The sequence below is a fragment of the Peribacillus sp. FSL E2-0218 genome (genome assembly GCF_037992945.1).
Taxonomy (GTDB): domain Bacteria; phylum Bacillota; class Bacilli; order Bacillales; family DSM-1321; genus Peribacillus; species Peribacillus simplex_B.
Genome location: NZ_CP150304.1, coordinates 2176594 through 2202122, shown reverse-complemented (window position 1 = coordinate 2202122; position 25529 = coordinate 2176594). Strand labels below are relative to the sequence as shown.

The 25529-nt window shown below is 41.0% G+C and carries 24 protein-coding genes and 1 pseudogene; 4 read left to right on the top strand and 21 right to left on the bottom strand.

The features are described 5' to 3' along the window. Window positions 1-5 precede the first annotated feature (5 nt). The 10 genes from MHI53_RS10670 to MHI53_RS10625 form a co-directional block, all read right to left on the bottom strand. Complete coding sequence (locus MHI53_RS10670; RefSeq protein ID WP_061141596.1) at window positions 6-755, bottom strand: PIG-L family deacetylase; 750 nt, start codon at window positions 753-755, stop codon at window positions 6-8. Window positions 756-907: 152 nt separating this feature from the next. After that, complete coding sequence (locus MHI53_RS10665) at window positions 908-2266, bottom strand: aminotransferase (RefSeq protein ID WP_340373438.1); 1359 nt, start codon at window positions 2264-2266, stop codon at window positions 908-910. A gap of 148 nt (window positions 2267-2414) precedes the next feature. Beyond that, window positions 2415-4178, bottom strand: coding sequence for a sulfoacetaldehyde acetyltransferase (xsc, locus tag MHI53_RS10660; protein WP_340373437.1), 1764 nt, complete (start codon window positions 4176-4178; stop codon window positions 2415-2417). 167 nt (window positions 4179-4345) lie between these two features. Continuing rightward, complete coding sequence (gene phnX / locus MHI53_RS10655) at window positions 4346-5200, bottom strand: phosphonoacetaldehyde hydrolase (protein ID WP_340373436.1); 855 nt, start codon at window positions 5198-5200, stop codon at window positions 4346-4348. Window positions 5201-5254: 54 nt separating this feature from the next. Further along, window positions 5255-5713 (bottom strand): hypothetical protein, encoded by a 459-nt coding sequence (locus MHI53_RS10650; RefSeq protein WP_061141598.1) that lies wholly within the window; start codon window positions 5711-5713, stop codon window positions 5255-5257. A gap of 198 nt (window positions 5714-5911) precedes the next feature. Then, window positions 5912-7324, bottom strand: a complete 1413-nt coding sequence (locus tag MHI53_RS10645; RefSeq protein ID WP_061141599.1) for an amino acid permease — start codon at window positions 7322-7324, stop codon at window positions 5912-5914. Between the two features lie 352 nt (window positions 7325-7676). After that, a complete protein-coding gene (locus MHI53_RS10640) occupies window positions 7677-8306 on the bottom strand; it encodes a YitT family protein (protein ID WP_061141600.1) in 630 nt (209 codons plus the stop codon). A 437-nt stretch (window positions 8307-8743) separates the two neighbouring features. Beyond that, window positions 8744-9478 (bottom strand): twin-arginine translocase subunit TatC, encoded by a 735-nt coding sequence (gene tatC / locus MHI53_RS10635; protein WP_155645414.1) that lies wholly within the window; start codon window positions 9476-9478, stop codon window positions 8744-8746. A gap of 122 nt (window positions 9479-9600) precedes the next feature. Then, complete coding sequence (locus MHI53_RS10630) at window positions 9601-9801, bottom strand: twin-arginine translocase TatA/TatE family subunit (protein ID WP_057913607.1); 201 nt, start codon at window positions 9799-9801, stop codon at window positions 9601-9603. A gap of 62 nt (window positions 9802-9863) precedes the next feature. Beyond that, the gene (locus tag MHI53_RS10625; RefSeq protein WP_340373674.1) at window positions 9864-11588 is read right to left on the bottom strand and encodes an alkaline phosphatase; all 1725 of its coding nucleotides are present in this window, start codon (window positions 11586-11588) and stop codon (window positions 9864-9866) included. A gap of 439 nt (window positions 11589-12027) precedes the next feature. On the opposite strand from MHI53_RS10625, the gene MHI53_RS10620 reads away from it, so the two are divergent. Both MHI53_RS10620 and MHI53_RS10615 read left to right on the top strand, forming a co-directional pair. After that, the gene (locus tag MHI53_RS10620; RefSeq protein ID WP_100532630.1) at window positions 12028-12195 is read left to right on the top strand and encodes an aspartyl-phosphate phosphatase Spo0E family protein; all 168 of its coding nucleotides are present in this window, start codon (window positions 12028-12030) and stop codon (window positions 12193-12195) included. A 203-nt stretch (window positions 12196-12398) separates the two neighbouring features. Beyond that, a complete protein-coding gene (locus MHI53_RS10615) occupies window positions 12399-12794 on the top strand; it encodes a DnaA N-terminal domain-containing protein (protein WP_061141602.1) in 396 nt (131 codons plus the stop codon). Between the two features lie 162 nt (window positions 12795-12956). On the opposite strand, the pseudogene MHI53_RS10610 reads toward MHI53_RS10615, so the two are convergent. The 10 genes and pseudogenes from MHI53_RS10610 to MHI53_RS10565 form a co-directional block, all read right to left on the bottom strand. Beyond that, window positions 12957-13077, bottom strand: a pseudogene (locus MHI53_RS10610) (helix-turn-helix domain-containing protein). Window positions 13078-13103: 26 nt separating this feature from the next. Then, complete coding sequence (locus MHI53_RS10605) at window positions 13104-13586, bottom strand: DUF2975 domain-containing protein (protein ID WP_061141603.1); 483 nt, start codon at window positions 13584-13586, stop codon at window positions 13104-13106. A gap of 423 nt (window positions 13587-14009) precedes the next feature. Then, on the bottom strand, window positions 14010-14624 hold the full coding sequence (locus MHI53_RS10600; RefSeq protein ID WP_260320158.1) for a DUF2306 domain-containing protein: 615 nt from the start codon (window positions 14622-14624) through the stop codon (window positions 14010-14012). Between the two features lie 12 nt (window positions 14625-14636). Beyond that, on the bottom strand, window positions 14637-15074 hold the full coding sequence (locus MHI53_RS10595) for a hypothetical protein (protein WP_061141604.1): 438 nt from the start codon (window positions 15072-15074) through the stop codon (window positions 14637-14639). Window positions 15075-15116: 42 nt separating this feature from the next. Further along, window positions 15117-16124 (bottom strand): DJ-1/PfpI family protein, encoded by a 1008-nt coding sequence (locus tag MHI53_RS10590; protein WP_340373435.1) that lies wholly within the window; start codon window positions 16122-16124, stop codon window positions 15117-15119. A gap of 130 nt (window positions 16125-16254) precedes the next feature. Beyond that, window positions 16255-16851 carry a TetR/AcrR family transcriptional regulator gene (locus MHI53_RS10585; protein ID WP_061141606.1) on the bottom strand — a complete coding sequence of 199 codons (597 nt, stop codon included), beginning with the start codon at window positions 16849-16851 and terminating at the stop codon, window positions 16255-16257. 321 nt (window positions 16852-17172) lie between these two features. Continuing rightward, a complete protein-coding gene (locus tag MHI53_RS10580) occupies window positions 17173-18324 on the bottom strand; it encodes an FtsW/RodA/SpoVE family cell cycle protein (protein WP_061141607.1) in 1152 nt (383 codons plus the stop codon). A 287-nt stretch (window positions 18325-18611) separates the two neighbouring features. Then, window positions 18612-19400 carry a hypothetical protein gene (locus MHI53_RS10575; RefSeq protein ID WP_340373434.1) on the bottom strand — a complete coding sequence of 263 codons (789 nt, stop codon included), beginning with the start codon at window positions 19398-19400 and terminating at the stop codon, window positions 18612-18614. Next, window positions 19397-20302 (bottom strand): ABC transporter ATP-binding protein, encoded by a 906-nt coding sequence (locus MHI53_RS10570; RefSeq protein ID WP_340373433.1) that lies wholly within the window; start codon window positions 20300-20302, stop codon window positions 19397-19399. Before MHI53_RS10570 ends, MHI53_RS10575 begins: the two co-directional genes overlap by 4 nt. Further along, a complete protein-coding gene (locus tag MHI53_RS10565; protein WP_340373432.1) occupies window positions 20299-20538 on the bottom strand; it encodes a PLD nuclease N-terminal domain-containing protein in 240 nt (79 codons plus the stop codon). The genes MHI53_RS10570 and MHI53_RS10565 overlap by 4 nt, the downstream gene beginning before the upstream one ends. Before the next feature lie 129 nt (window positions 20539-20667). Between MHI53_RS10565 and MHI53_RS10560 the strand changes: the two genes are divergently transcribed. Together MHI53_RS10560 and MHI53_RS10555 are read left to right on the top strand one after the other, a co-directional pair. After that, the gene (locus tag MHI53_RS10560) at window positions 20668-21207 is read left to right on the top strand and encodes a helix-turn-helix domain-containing protein (protein ID WP_340373431.1); all 540 of its coding nucleotides are present in this window, start codon (window positions 20668-20670) and stop codon (window positions 21205-21207) included. A 339-nt stretch (window positions 21208-21546) separates the two neighbouring features. Then, the gene (locus MHI53_RS10555; protein WP_340371447.1) at window positions 21547-22905 is read left to right on the top strand and encodes an IS1182 family transposase; all 1359 of its coding nucleotides are present in this window, start codon (window positions 21547-21549) and stop codon (window positions 22903-22905) included. 155 nt (window positions 22906-23060) lie between these two features. Here the strand turns inward: MHI53_RS10555 and MHI53_RS10550 are convergent, their stop codons facing one another. Next, on the bottom strand, window positions 23061-25475 hold the full coding sequence (locus MHI53_RS10550; protein WP_340373430.1) for a heavy metal translocating P-type ATPase: 2415 nt from the start codon (window positions 25473-25475) through the stop codon (window positions 23061-23063). Window positions 25476-25529: the final 54 nt, after the last annotated feature.

Here is a 25529-nt window from a genome sequence, read left to right as displayed (position 1 = left end):
ACGGGTCATCCCATCCTTTCAATCGTTTGAAAAAGATCAGTTTCTTCTATATTAGTAGGAGAATAACCTCTGATGAAATACTCGACTTCCCCTAAAAAAGGCAAGCTCGGATTATGGTCCCCCCACAATTCCGGAACGGCTAAAGTCTGGGAACGATGGGACCTTAGGGCACGAATCTTTTTCTGTAAAGTTCCTGTTATATTCACTGTTGTGATACTGCCCTGCCCGTTTTTATTTAGCCAATCCTCATAAAAAGCGTACCAAAGGACAAAGTACAGACTATGGATCTTAAAAGCCGGAAAAACGGGATCTGGAAAAAAATCGGGATCACCGGATTTTAGAAAAGCATATTCGGCAGCACGGCCAATCGCACAATGGTCGGGGTGTCCCCCATATTTTTCATGGAACGTGACGAGTGCATCCGGTTGAACTTCACGAATCACCTTTATGATTCTCTCCGCCAATAAATCAATCGATTCAAATTCAATCGTTTTATCCCTTACATGTAAAAATCGCAGGTCTTTGATCCCTAATTCTTCACAAGCGCCTTTTAACTCCCTTACCCTAAGTCCAGGCAATGACTCCCTTGTTGTAAGAATGGGATTTCCCATGCGTCTGCCCATTTCGCCTTTTGTCGCACATAACAAAGTTATTTGAATACCACGCTCTGACATTTTGGCAATGGTTCCGCCACACAGAAATGATTCATCATCGGGATGTGCAAGTACCACTAATAACCTGCGCTTTGTTTGCATAGTTCCTCCTAATTGGTATTGTCCAGGTCCTATAGGGTTTGGCCCTACATAAAATAAAAACATGGACATGGATGTCAAAACAACTAGACATATCATGCCCATCTTCTTTAATTGGTTACGGTATGTCTCTAGGGACAATCACCTTTTACGGGTTAGCATAATTCATATAAAACGGATTTTACTGTTTCAATGACAAAATCTACATCTTCATTTGTTGAAGATAAAGGCGGTGCGATGATCAATACATTCCCATAACCAGGAACTGTATCTCCGTTACGGCCGATGATAAGCCCTTTAGCCTTACATGAACCTATTACTTTCCCCATGAATTCATCGGAAACTGGCGTTTTTGATTTTTTATCTTCCACTAATTCAATTCCATATAAAAATCCAACCCCGCGTACCTCCCCGACCTTATCAAGGGCTGTCAATTCAAAGAGCTTACTTAACTTAGTTTCACTTAGTTCGGCAACTCTTTGAACAATCCTTTCTTTTTCGATGATTTCAATATTCTTAAGAGCCACTGCACATGAGGCAGGATGGCCTCCATATGTTGACACATGCCTAAAGTGATTTAAATCACCATCACCTTTGAATTTATCATAAATCCTTGAATTCACCGCTGTTGCCCCAAGTGGAAGATATCCACTGGTCAAACCCTTTGCCATCGTTACAATATCTGGCTGAACCTCATCTGAATGCATGAACCCGAACATTTTTCCAGTTCTTCCAAAACCTGAAACCACCTCATCCACAATTAAAAGTACATCATGCTTCTTACAGATTTCAGCAACTTTTGTTAAGTATTCTTTTGAAGGAATAAGGACCCCTCCACCAGAGATGAATGGTTCAAGAATAACGCCAGCTACCGTTTTGGAGCCTTCAAAGTTAATAACCTGATCGATATAATCCGCTGCAAGAAGGTCGGAGTTTTCAACGTTTTCCCCAAACGAACTACGATAACTGTACGGCGGCGGCACATGGAGGAAACCTGGAACACCCGGGTCATATTTCTCTCTCCGATTCGCTTGTGCCGTTGCGCTTAATGAGCCAAACGTATTACCATGATAAGCTCGATACCTGGAAATGAATTTATATTTCCCAGGGTTTCCATTTTGAGAATGATATTGACGAGCGATCTTGAATGCTGTCTCATTCGCCTCCGATCCGCTGTTCGTAAAAAAAGTTGTATACGGACCCTTTAAGTGTTCACTTATTTTTGCCGATAATTCGATGGCCGGCTTATGGCTTAACGTTAAAGGGAAATAAGATAAGTTAATCATTTGTTCATAGGCTGCCTGGGCGATTTCTTTCCGTCCGTGGCCCAGATTCAAGCACCATAATCCGGAAACTCCATCTAAATATTTATCTCCTTTAGTATCCGTGAACCATGAGCCGGCTCCTTCCGTAGCCATCATGGGAGCATCCTTTTCATTATAGCGATGCATTGCATGCCATAAATGATCTTTATCCATTTGAACAAGGTCTTTCGTTTCAGTTTCCAACTTCACAATTGAACCCCCTTATTATTCATTGAACGCAATTAAGTTACGTTCCCATGCATTTACAAACTCTCGATAAAAGAGAACCAAGCGGTGAATGGCGATGACTCACACACATCATAAAGTCATCGCGCCACCGTTACACTCTTTCACACCCTCATTTATCCCAGTTTTTATGATCTAAATGAGAATATTTTTCTAGTAATCTAGTAGGCATTTTTAATGCATCTTTTCTAAATGGAGGAGCTAACTGTGTTCCATCCACTTGGATGTCAATGACAGTCGGTTTGTTTGATTTTATTGCTTTTTCTATGGCAGACCCTAGTTCCTCAGGTTTTTCCACTCTAATACCTACTGCACCCATTGATCGTGCAACTTCTGCAAAATCAGGATTTTGGATATCCGCACCTACAAAACGGTTATTATAGAAATCCACTTGGTTCTTTTTCTCTGCGCACCATGCATTATTATTGAAGACGCACGCGATGACTGGGATGTTTTCTTCAACGGCCGTACTCACTTCATGTAAGCTCATCCCCCATGCCCCATCTCCAACAATGGCTAAAACGGGCGTATTTGGCTCAGCTAACTTGGCACCCAGTGCGGATGGGTAAGCAAATCCTGTATTCCCGAATGTTAGCGCAGCGATATGTCTTCTGCTCTGGTTGAATTTCAAGTAAGCGTTTGCAGTTGACGATACATTACCGATATCAGTAGTGACGATGGCATTTTCGGGCAACACCTTAGTCAATTCCAAAAGGGCTCGACGCGGATTGATCGGTGTTCCATCGATCATCGCAAGTTTGACCAATTCTTCTTCCCATTTTTGTTTTTCATTCGTTACTTCGACAATCCGATTTTTTTCTTGTTTTACGTTAGGTTTATTTGCCTTCAAACGCTTCAAGATTTCACGACTCGCCTCACGCGCATCTCCGATGATTCCAACTTCGACGGGATGTGTTCTGGCAATTTGCCTTGGGTTAATATCTACTTGGATGATTTGGGCATCTTTAGGGAAATAATCAATGTCATAGCATGGTAACGTACCAAATACTGATAATCTTGTACCGACCGCCAATATGACGTCCGCTTTCTTAAGTGTATTCATGGCCGCCTTTGAACCCATGTAACCGATCGGGCCGACTGATAATGGATGTTCAGAAGGAAAAGCGTCATTATGCATATAGGAGACAGCTACCGGAGCCGTTAAATATTCTGCAATATTCTTAATTTCCTCAATGCCATCGGAATCAACCGTTCCCCTGCCGGAAATAATCACGGGATACTCAGCCTCAGCCAAAATTTCCGCTGCTCTATCCAAGGAGGCAGAAGACCCGCAACCTCTTTCATCTACGCGATATTGATGTGGTTTTAGTATTTGATCTTCCACTTCACCATAGAAGTAATCACGGGGGATATCGAATAATACCGGTCCCCTCTCGGCATAGGCAATCCGAAATGCTGTCCTAAGGCAATCAGCGACCCGGCCTGGATGTGTCACTCTCACCGTTTCTTTCGTGATGGCCTTGAAGATGGAAACTTGATCACATTCCTGAAAACCATCCCATCCAACCGTTGGTGTGCCAGCCGAAGGAGAGATGACTACCATTGGAGTATGAGCTTGATTGGCCGCTGCAACGGAGGTGACCATATTGGTCATTCCCGGTCCGTTTTGCCCGATGACGACTCCGGCAACACCTGAGACACGACAATAGGCATCTTCCATATGTGCTGCACTTTGTTCATGGCGGACACCTATGAAACGGATGCCTGCAGTTGGCAATAAATCAAGCATATCCATGAAGGCAGATCCCAGTATTCCCGAGATATGTTTAACTCCCTCGGCCACTAACGTCTCAACGATTGCTTCACTTGGTGTCATTTTAACTTTCGTTCCCCTTACCGTTTTTGTTTCGACCATAGCGCATTCTCCTTAATTATATTTATTTCTGATAACGACGTTGCGACGTCCGTACCAGTTATAAGATGTATAATACTCCCATTTGACCAAACCGTCAATCAATAAATTGAATTTTTTGAATATTTTAGTTTCCCCATTCATGCAGGACTTCATGAACAAACGTCTACTTAACTAATAAACGTATCCTTTTTTTCGGTCAATCTGTAGTCGATCCTATCAATGATCTCCAATAAATCGCCTATTTCATCAATCACGAAATCGGCACCTGCATTAAGAAAACGGTTTTCAGCAGTTTTCATACGGGATTGCAGCTCATAAGGATCCATTTCGTTGATTTCTGTTTCTGAAAGGCCAATTTCACTGCCGCCTTTCAATACGGCAACCGTCCACATTCCCGCAGAAATGCCTTCTTTGATGTCACTGATCGTATCGCCGACTTTAACGATTTTGCTGAGTGGATATACTTGGAGATCCATTGCCGTCTTAAAGCACATCCAAGGTGCAGGCCTTCCTGCAGGCACATCGTTGGACGCAATGATGGAATCTGGTTGATAACCCCATATTTTCGCCTCTTCTTTAACAATATTAATCATTTCACGAGTATACCCTGTTGTCGAACCGATTTTTATTCCTTGCTGCCTTAAACGCCTGACTAATTCAATTACGCCAGGTATAGGTTTGGCATTTTCCTTGAGAACCTTTAAAAGCAAAGCCTCAAAGTCCTTATATAAGAATTCAAGATTTCCTTCGTCCGGTTCTTTCCCGAATTTAGCAATCCATAAATTCCGGATTCGAGTCATGTTCAAGAGTTCCCTTATATGATCCATTTTCGATAAACCCATGGGCTCCCTTGCTTCCTCGATGGTAATTTCAATTTCCCTTATCCTGAATATCTCGACAAATGCTTCAACCGGCGCCAAACAACCATAATCCACCGTCGTTCCTGCCCAATCGAATATTACTGCCTGTACCTCGTTCCGTCCTTTTGCATTTCCCAAGCCAATCCCCTCTCCCTTCTCCATCTCTTTCCCCGTCAAAAAAAAACATTTTGTGATGGATCCGAATATACCGTACATTCAATTCACTTCTTTCAAAAATAACTGTAAATCTTCTATCGCCGCTTTAGAGAGTTCCTCGATTTTTTCTGTGTCTTTTTCAGGATTTCCTGACTCCCCGATTAATGGGTAGAGATTTTTCTCAATTCGTTCATACCAGTCGGGAAAATCATCTTCCACTTGCTTCTCTATCGAATCCCAATCGGAACTGACCTTTTTACCCAGTTCTTGAATTTTCTCTGGATCTGCCTCGGCACTTCCTTCAGTTACCAAAGCATTTATTGATTGAACGACTTCGGCGACACCAGTTTCAATACCTTCTGCATCCTGGGTCTCTGCTGCACTTTTATCGGACCTCTCATTTGTAACCGGATTTTTTTCTTGGTTGTGTTCGTCCGGTTTTATCGTATTGTTACAGGCTGACAGCAGCAACATGGTGCCAAAGATGAGCCCATTGGTCAATAAACGGGAAACATTCAAGATAATCCCTCCATCATGATCCTAAAAGACAATGCCGCCTCATGCTTGTTGGTACATGGCACTCTTTTTTCTATGGGTATCATATTCTAGTTGAAAAGTGCTTGAAGAAATTCATCTGAGGAATAACTTAGAAGTATACAAAACAATCTGTACTATAGTTCAATTAAGTCTATTCTGGTTTAGTGCCCTTGCTAAAAACTATAACTTTTCGGAATTGGGGGCACCATGAACCATATTTAATTCACTCTCCATATATTTCGCTTTTCTTCGTCGAATGAAAAAGAAAGAACAAATTACGATCAAGCTAAATAGCATGGTAAAGATAAACTGAGGACGCTGGGAATCGATAAATGCCATCAATATGATCACGGAAACCATGGAAAGAATGGTTGCGTACGTTAAATACGGGAATAACCACATCTTGATCTTGAATACCCCTGGATTTTCTTTCTCCATCCTCTTCCTTAATCGGAGATGAGATACCGCAATCGATAAATAGACAAGTATTCCGACCCCACCCGAGGAATTCACTAAAAAGAAAAAGATTTTATCTGGTGAGACGTAACTGAAAATGGTGCTGATGAAGGCAAATAATGTAGAACCGATGACAGCAAGAATAGGGACACCGTTCTTGCTCACCCTTGAGAATAGCTTTGGTGCATCACCCTTTTGTGCAAGGGAGAATAACATACGGGAGCTTGTATATAATCCGGAATTCAAACAGGAAAGCAATGCAATGAGAATCACTATATTCATGATCAGGGCAGCAGAAGGAATTCCTAGCATTTCAAGTACGGCAACAAACGGACTTTTCAGCAAGGAAGCCGAATTCCATGGTAAAAGGGTCACTAGTACGGCAATGGATCCGATATAGAAAATCAGGATTCTCCAAACCACACTGTTCAATGCACTTCTTACTGATTTAACTGGATCACTCGTTTCACCAGCCGCAATTGCAGGAATCTCCACTCCTACAAAAGCATGGAAAACAATGGCGACCCCGACAAGTACCGAGCTTATCCCATTTGGAATAAAACCGCCAAAGTTCAAAAGGTTGGAGGTACCAGGTGGTTTTATCGATGGGATAAAACCTAAGATCACTGCAACGCCCAGACAAAGAAATAGGATGATACTGATTATTTTAATGATGGAAAACCAGTATTCAAACTCACCAAACGATTTAACGGAAAAAATATTCGTCAGCTTCAAAAGGATAATCAGCGAGAGACTTATGACCCAGACCGGAACGGAAGGAACCCAGCCATGTATGATTGCAGCTCCTGCTGTCGCTTCCAATGCAATTACGATAACCCAAAAGAACCAATATAACCAACCAGTGGTGAAACCGGCCCATTCACCGATTCCTTCTCTTGCATAAACCGCAAATGATCCAGTATTGGGATTTACGGTTGCCATTTCCCCAAGCATTCTCATGACTAAAACAACGATCAAGCCTGCCAAAACATATGATAAAATCGCTCCGGGGCCCGTTTGACCAATAATGATACCGCTTCCAACGAATAAACCAGCACCGATGACTCCACTCAATGATATCATCGTTAAATGTCTTTGTTTCAGACCTGGTTTCAGTTCTTCTTGTTGATGTTTCATACCCTCCACCAACTTTCAATATTTTGGGGAATCAACTAAAGATAATCACTACATCGATGTAAAAGTAAAGATTTCGCTTTCTGTCCCTTACATTTTCACAAGGAAAGTGGAGCTTGGAACCTCGGCCTATTCAAACAACTCAGGATATGACTCTATGACTATTCCCCCTTCCTATTATCCAATTCTGTAAGAGGGAATAACATCACTACGTCATGACGTTAGTACCACTTACTATGGTTATAATACACTCTGATTTTTTTAAAGTCAATCAAAAATCAGAATATTTGGATAATGAAATGAAAATCGAAGTTGCAATGTGTGGAGAGCCTACATACAACATCCTGCAAAGGTGTCATATTTCTTTCGCTCTGGAAGTCTCATCCTTTGTATGATCCTTATCTGCCTTTAGCGAATTTTGCTTTCTATCCAGCATTTTCTTTAAAAAGTATGAAAAGAGCAAGGTAAACGCAACACCCTTCATGATCGATGAATAACCGTAAACAAGAAGCCCTAGGACCAGTACAATTAGATTTATTATTCTTATTGTCACTGCAATATCTATTTTTTCATTTTTATGATGTAAAATCAGCGCGATCACATCAAAACCAACAGTAGTGGCATTTGCTGTTATACATAGATAGTATCCTACCGCTATCAAAATCGACGATATTAGAACGACTAAAACGATATTCAAGTCAAAACGTATATTCAGTGAATAAAAAATATTGAAAAACAACATATAACTAAGCGAACTTACTATCGACTTAACGAAGTACTCTTTACCTAAAAAAACTAAACAAATGATTAACAAAAATCCGGTAACGAAATTAGCCAGCAGGGCCAGGTCATAGCCCGATAAAGCATTCAATAACAACGCAGAGCTAGTTACGCCCCCATTGATAATTTCATTGGGCACGATTAAGCAAGCATAAGCAAAAGTCATCGAAATGTTTCCTGCAATAATTTTCATGAAATCTTTCATGAGTACTCACCTTTCCTTTCATACATTTTGAACCTCGATATGTATTTATACTGTAATGATAAAATCAACATTCATTACTCCATCGACTTATTTCGAATCATTCAGGATTTTACGTTGCTAGAGTAAAATTGCAGGTTTTTTGATCGAGTGCCGTTGTAAATTCAGGTGATTACAATTATTCGCTAGTAAGAATCCTCTCTCCTTCAAAAAAATAAATAAACATGCCCTGGGTCATGCTTGGCATGTTTATGCATCTTTTCCGGCAATGGATGAAAACCCATTATGGATGCTTGAATTGATGCTTGATTGTCCTAATCACTTCTCAAAGTATTATTTTGCCCTCAAAAAAGTTGAGGAGAATACCCGCCTCAACTTTTTTGTATACCTTTAAATATTTCCTAAGAAATGTTTTTTTTCAAAAGATTGGTAGATACATTTCATATTACAGATAGAGCTGCTCCCTCTCTCATAAGCCTTTTTCTATAAACAAGATTGGACAGCTGGACACTCATTTCATAAAGCATAAGCAAAGGGATGATGACCAAAATATCCGAAAGGATGTCAGGCGGCGTAATCACGATAGAGATGATAACAAGAGCGAAGTAAGAAATCTTGCGTGACTTTTTCAGCACGGTAGGATTAATGATTCCTAATCTGGTCAGAAACATGACCACAAGCGGCATTTCGAATAAAACGCCAAATGGCAGGATCAAATTAATCATGAACCGAAAATATTTTTCCGCAGTGAACACTATCTCGAACTGCCCCGCGGATAGGGAGGTGAGGAAACCTAGCACGATGGGAAACAACACAAAATAACCGAATGAGATGCCGGTTATGAATAAAATGAACAACCAAGGGATGAAACGGAATGTCACTTTTCTCTCTTCCGGTTTCAACGCAGGCGCTACAAAACGCCATAACTGATAAGCTGCCAGCGGGATCGTTGCAGCGATTGAGCTAACCGCAGCGATCATCATATATACCCAGAGGATATCACTTGGTCCAAGCACGGCAAGCTTCCCGTCCATATCCTTAATGAGCACCTCATAAATATCCTGTACGAAAATGAAACTCACTATGAAGGCAGCGACAAATCCTATCAGCGTTTTAATGATTCTGCTTCGGAGCTCTTCCATATGCTCCATAACATGTACTTCCTTGCTCCCCACCTTCACCACTCCTTTTCAAGAATCCCGTTATTGATCGATGGCTTCATCAAAGGCTTACATTTCCTGATTGCGATATGAAAAAGAAGCGGGCGAGCCTTTCCACCCACTTTATCTCTTCATACTCATCCTTTTTTTAATGCTGCCTTTTTCTCATTTTCATCCTCTTTATCTGAATCATTCACCAATCCTTTAGTTGCACTTTTGAACTCGGTTAAAGTACGACCGAAGGCACGGCCGATTTCCGGCAGCTTCGACGGTCCAAAAATGATCAATGCGATCACGAGAACGATGACTAGCCCGGGTATCCCAATATTAGAAAGCATCCAAATTCACTCCAATCCTTTTTCAATAAATTTTTTGCATACATTATTCCGTTGACGCTTCATCAATTCGTAACTTTGCCTCGCTGCTTCATTTTTTGCTTTTCATGTGCTCGACCATGTGCGCGCGTCCGGTCCTCCTCGACTTCGCTCGTTTTTTTGACACCATCCGTTACCGGGGCGGCTGCCACCTTTCGTAGGCCCGTTTGGTCTTTATCAAAAACGAAGGAGGCCCTTGTCGATATGTCGGCTCCTGGTTCGGTGACGAATGGGACTACGCGATAATCCGCCTTCCATTGTTCAGGTGTTACTTGACAACGGACATAACCGCGGTAATCATTAAAAAACTTAATATGAGAATTCTGACTTAGTATTTTATCCGTATCGGAACGCATATCTGCCCCATTGCCCCCGGATGTGATGGATGTACCGACAAACTCCACGCCGAAAATGCGCGACTTGGGATCGTTGAAGTCCTGTTTCAAATTGGCGGCCCAGCTTGCATGTACATCACCGGTCAATACAACCAGATTTTCGATGTTGCTGCTTTTTATGACATCTATCAACCGGTCACGTGCGGCCGGGTATCCATCCCAGGAATCCATGCTGAATTTCGGCGCGGCAGGCGTTCCATAATTCCGCTGGGCAAAGAAAATTTGCTGCGGCAGCACGTTCCACTTCGTTTTTGAATTTGAAAGACCATCCGTCAGCCACTGTTCCTGCTCTTGTCCGAGCAAGGTTCGCTTCGGATCAAGAGATTCAGGGGTTTGCGGTGAGCTCGTGTCGCCATTTGCCTGATCATCCCTGTATTGACGTGAATCAAGTACAAAGAATGAAGCAAGGCCACCATATGAGAAATTCCGGTATAAGCGCATATCGGCTCCTTTAGGCAATGACGATTTACGAAGTGGCATATGCTCATAATAAGCTTGATAGGCAGCTGCCCTTCGCTTGATGAACGCCTCGACGGATTGTCCCTTTTCCGGGATGACATTTGCATAATTATTTTCAACTTCATGATCATCCCAAGTCACGACCCATGGAAATGCAGCGTGTGCCGCTTTTAAATGAGTATCGGAGCGGTATTGGGCATATCTATTCCGATAATCCTCAAGGGTGATGATCTCGGGACTGTTATGTACTCGAACATTACCTGTTGTGGCAATATATTCATTTGGCCCGTATTCATATATGTAATCTCCAAGGTGAAAGACAAGATCCAGATCTTCTTTTGCCAAATGCTTGTAAGCCGTATAATATCCATGCTCGAATTGCTGACAAGAGACAAAGGCGAAGGACAGGCTTGAAACAGTTGAACTAATTGACGGAAGTGTTTTCGTCCTCCCGATCTGACTTACTTCCCCGCCGCTTTTAAACCGGTAATAATAGACCTTATCCGGTTTTAGCCCGCTTACATCCACATGCACCGAATGTCCAAGCTCAGGTTTGGCTACTTCCTTACCATGCTGGACAATTTTCCTGAAATGCTCATCCTTGGCCACTTCCCATTTAACGGCGATGGATTCATTGGGCATTCCCCCTCCATTCAACGGATCCGGTGCCAGCCTTGTCCATAAGACCACACCATCCGGGAGCGGATCACCTGAGGCTACGCCGAGGGTAAAAGGGTAATCACTGAACTTAGGAGCTGCATTCACTTCAATCCCGCCCATTGACTGGGCAAGGGCTAGACCTAATGAAAGCCCGGCAAGCTTGCTTGCTCCCTCGATAAAATCCCTGCGGTCCATATTCTTGCCTAGTTCGCTCCAATTCTTCATTAAATCTTCCATTGCTCTCTCATTATTCATGGGTCTTTCCCTCCTAATAGTTGAATCTGCTTCAAGTATAGAAGGATTTTTTTAATGATATATGAAGAAGTGTTAAACAATGAATGCCTCATTTAGGGATTTACATTCATGACTTTTGGTACCAGCGATACGAAAGTAACGCTGATGTTCACTCCATTAATGACATCGACCTACGAACTCTTACACATCATGACAGACCTTCGTCTTATTTTTCTTCATGAATCATTTATTGAATCATTACATATACCAAATGGATAATGGGTCAAATGCAGGACCCAAAAGGCTGTTGCTGTCATTACAAAGGATTGAACACTATTTAAATAAGTAAATACTTAACTTTTCATTTAAAAACATCCTAATTTATGTAATAATAGAATTTATACCAAAAAAATAGTACTCGAGGGATTTTGCATTGGATAGTATGGAAGCATTACATGAAAAAATCGAGATATTGAGGAAAGAATTAATAACCACCGCATTAAAGTATGGATTCACTGCACCAAACACTTTACATATTAGTCAGGAATTAGATAAACTATTGAATTTACTAGGGCATGAAAAAGAAATGATTGGTTTTCAGCAAATGTAAAACAAACATATAAATTGCAGTGTACGAGATTCACCAAAGAAGATCATACAGCTGCTTCTCCTAGACAATATCTCCTCATCTTTTCTTGAATCAACTATACATGAGACCTCCTGTATGCATAATGGTCCTGTTTCGGTTCATAAGACTAGAACACGAACTGAATTCAATGGAAATACCTAACCAGACATCAAGGAGAGCGGACAATGAATGATAAAGATATATTAATGAAGGAATTAAAAGACCTAAAAACTTCACTTGAACATGAGGTAAGACGTGTCACGAAAATAATCGATCATTTAACACGGGAAAATGAAACGAAACCCCCGACGGAAGATGGCCACATACATATGGAAATATCGAATGAACAGGACTTGTTCTCTTTAGTTAAAGTGCAAATGCAGAAAAAGATCAGCAAGCCAAGTTACGAAACATGGTTTAAAGGTGTGTTCGTATCATCGGATGAAAATGGCCTAATGACATTAGTTGCACCTAATGAATTCGCCAGAGATTGGTTAGAAGAGCGCTACGGTGAATCGATAAAATCCTCACTTAAGGATATCAGCGGCAAAGATTACGAGATCCGGTTCATTGCGAAATAAGGCAACTACAAGATAAAGAAACGAAGAACCCATAAGGCTCCTTCGTTGGTATGATTCCCCGATTGAAATTACAGGCAGCCAACAGGCTGTTTTTTTGAACTTAAACTGCTCACAGGTCATTTAGTCGCGAGATCGAATCCTTTTTCTTATCCAGATAATGAATTAATATCTTTGATATTCTAGACTATCACCTGGTTGACACGCTAAAACTTCGCAGATTTTTTCTAATGTTGACATTCTCCATCGTAATCCCACCCCTCTCGGAAAGCTCCGTTACGCTCATTTTTCGTTTTGCTACCTTTACACAACTCAGACCGTTAAATCATTTTCCGATTTTATATTAATGGCTTCTTGTAATAGTCTTTGGAGTACAGCAGCAAAAAAGGCAATCACCATAGAGGCGAAAATAATCACCAATCCGATAGGTCTAAAACTTGGAGGGTCGACTCTTTCCGCCATAAGATAGTAGAGTGGCATACCCAGCAGGTACAAGGTACTGATTGTGATGGCAGAGTACTTTATATTCTTTAAAGCCTTTACCGATAATTCCGAGAACGCCTGATTCTTATCAATATAGCTTAAAAGTTTAAAAGCTTGATACAAAGCAAAGTAAAAAGGGATCGCTGCCGCATACATATCTATTAAAACGAGAGATTTCATATAAGCAATATCTGGATATAATTCTCCAGCAAAATTCCCGATCTTAGGCACCAAAAATATGCACAAGGCAAGAACGGGAATTCCTATAAAAATAACAGCTAGCTTTAAAAAGAGTGTCGTAACTTGTTTCACAAAAAGCATCACTTGAGTATCTTCACCATAATTTTAATGGAATTTTTATCGATTTACAATAAATAATTATCCTTTTGCGCGGAATTATTAACTGAAAAATGCTCCCTGACTTAAACTAGTCTTTATCCACTACCTGATCCATCAATATAAATAAATAATTTTGTTAAAAACCATCCTCCTCCAATAAATGGCCAGATTGTTCGAAATGGTCAATCAACACTTTTCAACTATCCTGCGCACCGTCATATTCCTGTAGAGCATTCTTCAAAAAAACAGAGCCCCTCAGTATGATGAGAGGATACACAAACCAAAACTCATCTTAAAGAGGAAGCTCTACTATGAATGATAAAAAGGCAAAGCAAACAAATTCAACTATTTAAATGAATCACGAATCGTCAATTTTTTTCGTTTTACAAAATCTCCCTAAACTGTCTTCTTTCTGATTAACAACTCCGCTAACGAAAGATTAAGCATCCAGCAAAGCCAAACTGCTATCGTGTATGAAGTGTCGTAAGAAAAGCTTAGTGCATTGTGGGAAATCGCGACGATTATATAAATTATCATGTTGGCAAAGGAAAGAAAAAAGCTTCTAACCATCCACTTGCTGTGGGCAAGTACTTGCCTCTTCTTAATATACGAATAGCCAAGTAGTGTTGTGGTTATCCATAGAGTGTTTAAAATGAGAAAGCCTACAGTACTTACCCAACCTCCCGTTGCAAAGAATGACACATACAATCCAGGAATGTAATTTAAGGCAATTGATAAAACATAAATACGGCCATTCCACCGATGAAATTTTAAAAACTTGACCCGAATTGACTTAATGATTCCAAGTGGACCGGTTAAAAGCGAGATGATGGCTAACATAATGTGAATACGAATCATAATCACCCACAACGATTCATTTGCCAGTAGCTCGTCTTTTTTTGACAGAAACCCTTGAAAATTGGGATCGACCATAAAGTTTTTCGAAAGAGTATGGAGTACCCACATTAACGGAATAATTAATATGATCGTCCTTATTACTTTATCTTTCAATGTGTCTTCCTCCTATACCTTAAGCAAACTCTGATTCGTCATAATTAGAACGGCAATTAAGATCGTTAAAAACATCACCCAGCTCATCGTTCTTAACTTTGTAAGGTTTTCCGCGAAATGATTACGGGGATGTTCTGCTTTAATAATTCCCTTGAACGTTTGGAGAATCATCCCCATCAGTGCACCTATCAACAACAGCAGAACAACTGCTATACTCACCCACAGGATTGAAGGAAACGCTGAATATCCTGTTACCATAGCCCACCCACTTATCATTAGAAAGATAAGCGCATAGTGACCAGAACGGAGAAAGCTCAAAGCCATTCGAAGAAATCCAATAATCTCATCACCTGTACGAGAAAATATCGTCTTAATCATCCAAGGAAGCACGAGAAAGCTTCCAAGAAATAACGCGCTTGTTACATGAATGAATATCAATAACTGATACATATTTAACTCCTTATCTAGTTAGTAAATATCCTTTGTGACTCCCTATAACACACGGTGCCCCACTAGTTTTGATGAAGGCAGCCTTCCCGCTTTTGCTTCACCAGACATACTGTCTCCATTGACCGAAACAGAGAATTTCAAATTTAAACGCATGGGCTTCGTTGACAACATCGACCATTGTAATCGATCGCCTTCAATGATAAGATTCTCTAATGTAGCGACATCGTCCCCTTGCTTAGCGGTCCCGTAGAATCGTCCATCTTCAGAAAATAGATTCAAAAGTACTGATAGCTTACCAATCGGTGTTGAAAGAGTCGTGTCCCATTCCCCTACGAAAGTATTATCCAATCCACCTTTCATAGATGGGGGGGGAGGCGCGACGATTGTTACTTCAATTTCTTTTTCTTCTTTTGGTGTATTTCCTACTGCTTTCCACACTGTCCCTCTACGTTCATATTCGAATAATTGTTCAACTGCATGCGCAATACGAGGACCTAATTCTCGTTCAATCAGATAAAGGGCCACATCGATTCCCGAAGTAACACCACCGCCAGTTACTAAATTTCCGTCATCTACAATTCGTGCATTGATAGGAATTGCATCCGTCGCATGTAATAATTCCATTCCCATATGATGCGTTACGGCATGGCGACCGACTAATAAACCGTTCATTGCTAGAATGAGAGAACCTCCACAGACTGTGGACACAAGTGTGTCTGAAGTATTCAAAGCATATTTTAACATGTTACTTAATTCCGTCTCCGTCGCCCTCTTTAACTTTGCAGGCACTGAATCGGCTCCACCCCCATAAACTGATCCGGAAGCGCCAGGCACAAGGATGATTCCGCCACGAGTTACGTCAAGCTTACCGCTCGCTGGAATCAGCAAGTCATTAATACCACTTTTCACCATGCGTTTTCCTTCTGCTGTTACCAGTTCCACTGTTAACTCTTGATTGGTAAACATCGCCGCAGCAGTAAAAACTTCATAAGGAGCAATTGCATCTAGTAGATCAAAACCATCAAATAACACAACTTGGATATGCATCAATAAATACCTCGCTTTTCGAATCTTTTAGGACCGAACCGTCCGGTCCGATAAGGATATTCTATCTTAGGAAACATAGTTATGCAACCAGTGGAAATGTGAACATTTATTGAACGGAAGGTAAAAGTACCTCCTACCTTCCATTCTTGTAATGCTTCAACAATACTTCAACTTGTTCAATACTGTGGAATATGTGATCATTATTGAGTGATAAACGGCTTGCCATCACTGCACCTTCAATTGTTGAAAACAGAAAGGAAGCAAGTGAATAAGAATTAACGTCTTGACGAAATTCTTTACTTCTAATCCCCTCTTCAATGACAGATTGAATAAAAAGTAATGTTTGATTATAAGCTTCCGAAGCTTTCTCATGAAGCTCCTGGAAACCAAAATCGCTTTCAATGGCTGTATTCAGTAAAGGGCAACCTCCCTCAATAGGCGGATTATGAACAGCATCCTGATAGACATGGCACATAGCAATTAATTTCTCTGTTGCTGTTCCCTTAGACTTGGTAGACTCAAAGAAATGACTCCAAATAATACCTCCAGCGTAATCAAAAGCAGCAAGAGCGATTTCATTTTTATTTTCAAACCTTCTGTAGATTGCCCCTTTGGGTAGGCCCGATTCACTCATAATATCCTGAATAGATGTTTGACTATAACCTTTTTTATTAAACAAAGCCAAGGAGGTCTTAATAATAAGATCCCGTGTCTCATCAATCTTCGTCATTATCTGTTTGCTCCTCTATATAACTGATTTACGTTTATTATATCGATAATCTCCCTAACTATAAAGGAATGTATCAATACATACACTTAGTGGCCGCCTTGTTCAACATCACAAAGGTTCACTAGAAGGCCCTTTTTCAGTGTTTCATGAAGACGTGACCAACCTAACATAAAAAATGATTGCCTTACTATTAAGTGGTTTTAAGGCTTGTTAGGTGAAATAGCGGTGAAGGAAGCATACATCATCCCTGATTTTATATGCTTTTTAAACGAAAAAAAGACCAAGCATCGCTTGATCTAAGAACTGTCATGAGGATATTTGTCACTCATTTGAAAACATGTAATCCTTCTTCTTCAATGAAACATTCAATACGAGTCCAAGCCCCATCATCGTAGCCATTACCGAACTGCCTCCATAGCTCATCAACGGAAGCGGAATTCCCGTGATGGGAATCAGCCCGATGACCATTCCAATATTTTGAAAGATGTGAAAGGTCAAGAAGGAGATGACCCCTACACAAATGAAGGATTCGAAAAAAGAGGAATTCAGAGCTGTCGCAACGATTTTATAAATAATGAAGAAATAAAGGGATATCAGCAAACTCGCCCCAATGAACCCAAACTCCTCGGCAACTATCGTAAATATGAAATCGGTATGTGCCTCAGGTATGTAGACATCGCTTTGGTTGAAGCCTTTCCCGTCGGTCATGCCGGAACCGATTGCCAATATCGATTGCTTCAATTGGTATCCGATTCCCTGGCCATGTCCAAATGGATCGAGCCAGGAATTGATCCTATCCAATTGATAGCCATCCAATAAGCCCAATAATAGGTTAGGATCATACAAAAACGTAATTACTAGGGAACATATAAAAGCGACAACTACCGTAACCACGGATGCGATCATCTTCCAATTGATTCCCGATACGAGGACAATCCCCATGGTGATGACGGCCATTACCAATGAAGTACCAAAGTCGTTTTGCAACAGGGTTAGGCCAATAGGAAGAGCAGCCAGCAACCCCATCTTGCACAATAGCTTAATATCGAATCTTATATCCCCTACTGGAAACTTTTCAATATGTTTAGTCAGGATATGGGACAGCATCAATATTAAAAATATTTTCATGAACTCAGATGGTTGTATCGAACCCAATCCAGGAATTTCGATCCAAGATTTCGCCCCCTTCCTGACCGGGGCAATCGTTTCGGGGCCTAATAAGACGAACAATAGAAGCAAAATGCCGAATGAATAGATATATGGGGTCAATTTCATGATAGATTCAAAATCAAAATAAAAAATGATCAGGACCATCACACCACTTATGACAAACCATACGATTTGCTGTTGGAAGTAATCTACATTGAGCTGTGCATATTTTTGCGCGCTGTATAAACTAACGCTGCTGAAAATCATCAATATGACAATTAACAGAGCCAGATTGGAATCAAAATAACTTTTTCGTTTATTCACATAATCACCGAATCTTTTTCAATTTTTTCATACCTGCTTTTACATAGCGTTCTGATAACTTTAATTATTGGTTATGCCTCTCTTCACCTATCAACTCCCACCCAAAACACTCACCATCTAAATGTTACCATTTTTCCATTCGTTTGTTTCATTTTTTTCTATTTTTTCCACTATTATATTAATCTTGTGAAGGTTTCTTGACCTTGCGGTAGCCTAGATTGCGAAATTCACAAATAAAGTGAGTGATTCACAAGTAACACAACTCCATCCGTTTGATGTTTTTAAGGTTACACTTGATTGTATTTCTTATCAGAGATCCAATAATTCATTACATAAAACATCAAAACCATCCAAAATAACGCTACAAGCAGGCTGATTACAGCATGTGAACTTATTGTACCTGTGATGAGTAATGTCCTGGCATGATTGCTCATACTTGCTGGATTGATTATATCGAGTACAGGATTTAAGTTGACGATGATTCTGCAACCTATAAGGAAGACAAGCGAGATTAAAGCGATCATGCCTTGACCATTACATATCATACTGATCAAGGCTGTAAAAGTGACGATAAAGAGGACCCATACAAGATACAACAAAAATGCAGGTATCATTAGTGAAAATGGAACATTCGTGAATAGGTAATTTGCATAGATAGTAGAAGCAATGTAACCAATTGCTACACTAAAGGCTGCAATCATAAAATTCGAGACGATTTTTCCAGCAATATAGGAACTTGCCTTAACAGGTCGAGTTAAAATAAATGCCAGCATCCCATCTGCTTTATCTGTCTGTATTATCCCCATCATTGAGATGACAAGGATCATAAGACCAAGCTGGTCAAATTGTGAACCTAATGTACTGGCTAATACTGCCGCCCCCTTAAGGGCTGGCAGATTCGGATCAATCATGATACCCTGTCCCCCGGACAATGCTTTGATGATAGAGGGCAAGTAATGGGTTACTATTGGCTGAGTGATCCCTAACAGGATAAAAACGAGTGGCATCCAAACAGCTTTATATTCCCTTAACATATGGATAAATTCTTTTTTCATTAGTACATTAAAGGCATTCATTTCATGACCACCAACTTATGAAAGATATCTTCTAAAGTATCGCTTTTCGTTTCGAATTTGATTATATCCACTTCATTTTCAAGCGCGTTTTTCAAAATTCGGGATTTGTTTTCTTCAATGTTTGCCACTTTTATATTGACCTCAGATCCAATGACCTCCACTTCCTTCACATAAGGCAATTTTTTTACAATGTTAATCCATCTATGATCCTTCGCTGTTATTTTCACGCAAAGCTTATTTTTCCAATTATGGCTTAATAGATTAGTAATCGTGGCATCTTCTATCTTCCTGCCATTTTTCATGATGGCAAACCTTTCGCATATTTCTTCCGCATCGCTCAAAATGTGGGTTGATAATAAAATCGTCGTTTCTTTTTTTATTTTCCCAATCAGGTTCAACACTTCCCTGCGGCCAATGGGATCTAATGCGGAAACCGGTTCATCCATGACAATTAGTGCAGGACTATGCAGCAACGCTTGAGCAATGCCAAGTCTTTGTTTCATGCCGCCTGAAAATGTGCCAATCTTGGAATCCCCTTCACCGCACAGACCCACCTTTGCTAAAAGTCCTGGTATGGTTCGTGTTAAACCCCGTTTTTGCAATCCAGAAAGTCTCCCCATGAACGTAAGCGTTTCTGTTGCTGTCATCCAATTATAAAAATTTGGATACTGCGGCAGGTAGCCAATTTGGCTTTTCATTTTCGATATGTCCTGTCCATCCAGCATAACTTCGCCTCGGTCTGAGTCCATGACATTCGAGATCACTTTTATTAAGCTGGATTTCCCCGCACCGTTCGGTCCGATCAAGCCGACACATGATCCAGCTTCGACATCCATCGAGAAATCATCTACAGCGATTTTTCCATTAAATGCTTTTGTCACATTCCGGATTTCAAGTTTCATAATCTATCGCGCTCCTTTCTGCCGATTACAAGATATAGAATTGGGCCAATCGTACTGACAAAAAGGATGACAGCGGTCCAAATGAGGAGGTTATCCCTCTTTTTTCTATGTCGGTACAAATCAATCCATGCAATGAAAACCAACAGGAAAGCCGCAGCCATAAATGGCAATATCACGGGGAGGAAGGCGAATATATCGATATTCATCAAATCATTAAAACCATAGTGCATCTCCATTTGTTGAACTCCTCTCTTACATTATCATTATTGATAATGATAATAATAACTTTCAGATTAGAATATTGCAATAGCCATTCTCATTATTTATAATAAGAATCAAATCTAACTACTAACGAGGAGAACTGCATGGTCAATAAAGCTGAAGTTTTAATGCATCCGGTACGAATGAAGATTTCACAGGTTCTGATGAGAAACAAAGAACATGGCATGACTCCCCTGGAAATGGTAAAAATCATCGAAGATGTACCTCAAGCAACTTTATATAGACATATACAAGCTATGTTGGATGCTGGGATCATTCGCGTCATTAACGAAAAAAAAGTAAAATCCGTATCCGAAAAATATTACGCTTTAAATGAAATGGAAGCGACAATCAAAGCAGAAGAATGGAAAAAAGCCTCAGCTGCAAAGAAGCTTGATTATGTTTCCCTTTATCAGTTATCAATTTTGACGCAATATCAAAATTATCTAAAGCAAGTGAAAGAACAAAAAGGCGAGGAAGATGGTGCAACATTCTCTATGGTGGAATTAAAGCTCGCTGAGGATCACTTTATGCAATTTCAAACTGAATTAAATGAATTGATGACAAAATACTACCATGCCTCTGGAAAAGAAAAAGATGCTCCTGTTCGGACAATTGCCGTTACCATTATCCCAGAAAGTTAATTTCCAATCCTCCAACTTCATGGATGAGTAATAATAAAAAAAAAGCATTGGTACGAGTACCAATGCTCAGACTGTAGACAAACTCGATGAAAATCGAGTTTGTCTATTTTTATGGCCTGTACAATTTAGACGTTGATTTCCACTCCAGGCACTCGCTTTCCGCGGGCGGTCGGGGAGCCTCCTCGGCTTTGCCTGCGGGGTCTCCCCTAGACGCGCTTTTCCCGCAGGAGTCTCGTACCTTCCGTTCCAATCAACTTTGTCTTACCTTTTAGATAGAACACTTTTGACTGGAGTCATTTTTGTTTTAAAATTGAAGTATTAAAACTTGAGGTGATGAGGATGCTTTCTAAACATGATTCTATTCAGCGAGATCAACTTGAAATGATTACTTTAGATCAACTGGTGCCACCGAACCATTTGGTTCGTAAAATGGAGGCTGCCATTGACTTCACTTTCATTTATGACTTGGTGAAAGATATGTACTCAGAGGTAGGACGCCCAAGTATTGATCCAGTTATTTTAGTTAAACTGACTTTCATTCAATATACCTTCGGTATTCGTTCCATGCGTAAAACGATTGAAGAAGTTGAAACCAATATGGCTTACCGTTGGTTCTTAGGCTATGGTTTCCATGATAAAGTACCTCATTTCTCTACGTTCGGAAAAAATTATGAGCGACGCTTTAAAGATACAGACCTGTTTGAACAGATTTTCTGTCGCATTTTAATGACAGCTGCTAATAAAAAGTTAATAAGTGTAGAACACGTTTTCGTGGATTCCACACATGTGAAAGCCAGTGCGAATAAACGGAAATTTGAAAAGAAAATCGTTCGTAAAGAAACACGAGCGTATCAAGGACGTCTTCAAGAAGAAATCAATCAAGATCGTGAAAACCATGGAAAGAAGCCTTTTCCACCAGATAAATTTGATAAGGAAGAAACCAAAGCAATTAAAGAAAGTACTACGGATCCTGAGAGTGGCTACTATGTGAAAGATGAACGAACAAAACAGTTTGCCTATTCATTCCATGCGGCCGCAGACGGCAACGGTTTTGTATTGGGAACGATTGTAACACCTGGTAATACACATGACAGTCATATTTTGGAGCCACTTGTTGAGCAAGTGATTGAGAAAGTTGGAAAACCAGAAGCAGTTGCCGCAGATGCAGCTTATAAAACACCAGCGATTACAAGCTACCTATTTAACAAAGAAATCACACCTGCTTTACCCTATACACGTCCTCGTACAAAAGAAGGATTCTTTCGCAAACATGACTATGTTTACGATGAACACTTTGATTGTTACCTTTGCCCTTCGGGAGAAACTTTAAAGTACTCAACAACAAATAAAGAGGGCTATCGCGAGTACAAATCGCCCAAACAAATTTGTGCAACATGCTCATTTTTATCACGGTGTACGGAAAGCAAAGACCATCAAAAAGTAGTGACACGGCATATCTGGCAAGCATATGTGGAAGAAGCAGATCATCTGCGTCATCATCAAGAGGTAAAACCTATATATGCGAAACGCAAAGAAACGATTGAGCGTGTATTCGCAGATGCAAAAGAAAAGCATGGTATGCGTTGGACTACTTTAAGGGGACTTAAAAAATTGTCGATGCAGGCGATGCTTACTTTCGCTGCCATGAATGTAAAGAAGATGGCCACTTGGACATGGCAAGGTCCTAAAACGGCTTAACATAGTGGCTCGAAGAGCCCAAATCTCGTAACCTTTGATCAAAATTTCAAAGGAATTTCAAAAGGGGTTCGGAATTTTTTAATTCCGAACCCCTTTTGTCTACAAACTGAGCATTGGTACGAGTACCAATGCCTTCATTGTAAAAAAACCAGCCTTTAGAGCTTCACTCTTTGAAGGCGAAGCGCATTCAGAACGACTGATACGGAACTGAAGGCCATCGCAGCTCCCGCTAACCAAGGGGCAAGCAGCCCAATTGCCGCGATTGGTATCCCGATTACGTTATAGGCAAAGGCCCAGAACAGGTTTTGTTTAATATTCCGCATCGTTTTCCTGCTCATGAGCATTGCATCAGCAATACTGTTTAAATCACCGCGGATCAACGTGATGTCCGCTGCCTCCATGGCTATGTCCGTGCCGGTTCCGATAGCCATGCCGATATCAGCCAACGCAAGCGCGGGTGCATCATTTATGCCATCACCGACCATCGCGACCTTTTTACCGGAGTCCTGGAGTTTTTTCACCTCTTCCGCCTTCCCTTCAGGAAGGACTTCGGCAATCACTTTGCCGATGCCCACTTGATTGCCGATGGCAATAGCTGTCCTTTGATTATCGCCGGTTATCATGATGACCTCGATATCCATCGCTTTTAACCTGGCAATCGCATCCAGCGAAGTTTCCTTGATCGTATCCGCAACTGCAATGATCCCTGCATAGTTTCCTTCAATGCTAGCAAGCATGGCTGTTTTTCCTTGCGCTTCAAATTCTTCCATCACTGCTTCCGCCGAAGCGATATCGACATTATTTTGCATCATCAGTTTCCTCGTTCCAACCAATAGCCCATTTTGCTTCACGATCGCTTTCACCCCATAACCAGGTATCGCTTCAAACTCTTCAACGTCGGAAAGTACTATCTTTCTTGCTTGAATTCCTTGGACGATTGCTTGGGCAAGTGGATGTTCAGATTGCTTTTCAGCTGAGGCGATTAGAGAGAGGAATTCTTCTTCCTCCATGCCATTCGCGACAATGACATCGGTCAGCATCGGGGTTCCATTCGTTACCGTACCCGTCTTATCCAAAATGACCGTACCGATATGATGCGTCGTTTCCAGATGCTCCCCTGCTTTGAAGAGGATTCCGAATTCTGCAGCCCGCCCCGATCCTGCCATGATGGAAGTTGGCGTTGCCAAACCTAAAGCACAGGGACAGGCTATGACGAGCACCGCAATCATGGCTTCAAAAGCTGGTGTAAAGACGCCAGGATTCACCCAAATGATCCAAACGAGGAAAGTTAAAAGGGCGATTCCGACAACGATAGGAACAAACACTCCGGAAATTTTGTCAGCAAGCCTCTGAATGGGAGCTTTCGAACCTTGAGCATCTTCAACGACTTTAATGATTTGGGAAAGGGCTGTATCCTTGCCTATCTTTGTTGCTCTCATTTTCAGATGACCATTTTTATTCAAAGTAGAACCAATCACATTAGCACCGATCGTTTTATCGACTGGAATGCTTTCTCCCGTTAACATGGACTCATCGACGGCTGAGTTCCCTTCGACCACTTCCCCATCTACAGGGATTTTTTCACCTGGCTTCACCAAAACGAGATCACCTACGAGTACTTCTTCAAGGGGGATTTCCCGCTCCTCTCCATTCCTTAGCACCAAGGCTGTCTTTGCCTGGAGACCCATCAACTTTTTGATTGCCTCGGAAGAACGCCCTTTTGCTTTTGCTTCGAAAAGCTTCCCTAATAAAATGAGGGTAATCAGAATGGAACTTGTTTCGAAATAAAGCTGTGCCGTATGGTGATGGGAGCCAACCGAAATGATGGCTTGATAGACACTGTAAAAATAAGCAGCCGATGTACCCATTGCGACTAAAACATCCATATTGGCACTTTTATTTTTCAAGGCCTTATACGCCCCTACATAAAACTGCTTTCCTATGATGAATTGCACAGGTGTGGCGAATGCCATTTGCACCCAAGGATTCATGAGGAAATCAGGCATATAGATAAACGAAGTGAGCCTGAAATGACTCACCATCGCCCATAACAACGGAAACGATAAAATGATGGAAAAGATGAATGTATTCTTTTGCTTTTGAATTTCCTTTTGGCGGAAATCAATGGATTCCCTATTATCTTCCTTGATGATCGCTCCATACCCTAGCTTTTCGACTTTTTGTATGATATCAGCCGGAGTGATTTCGGAAGGTGTATATTCGACGGTTGCACTTTCGAGCGCCAGATTCACATTGGCCTTGCTCACGCCGCCCAATTTATTTACCCCTTTTTCAATTCGGGTTGCACAGGCAGCACAAGTCATGCCTGTAATCGTGAATTCCCTTTTCTCTTTTACGACATCGTAGCCAAGATCTTGAATTTTCATTTCAATATCGGAATCACTAACTATTGAAGCGTCGTATTTAATGACTGACTTCTCCAAAGCCAAATTAACGGTAGCTTCTTTGACGCCTTCCAGCCTGTTTAACCCTTTTTCAATTCGGTTAGCACAAGCAGCGCAAGTCATCCCTGAAATTTGCATACTTGTTTCTTTTATGGGATCGCCCATGTTATCCTCGCCTTTCCATACCACCATGGGGTATATTTTTTTGTAAAAAAGAAG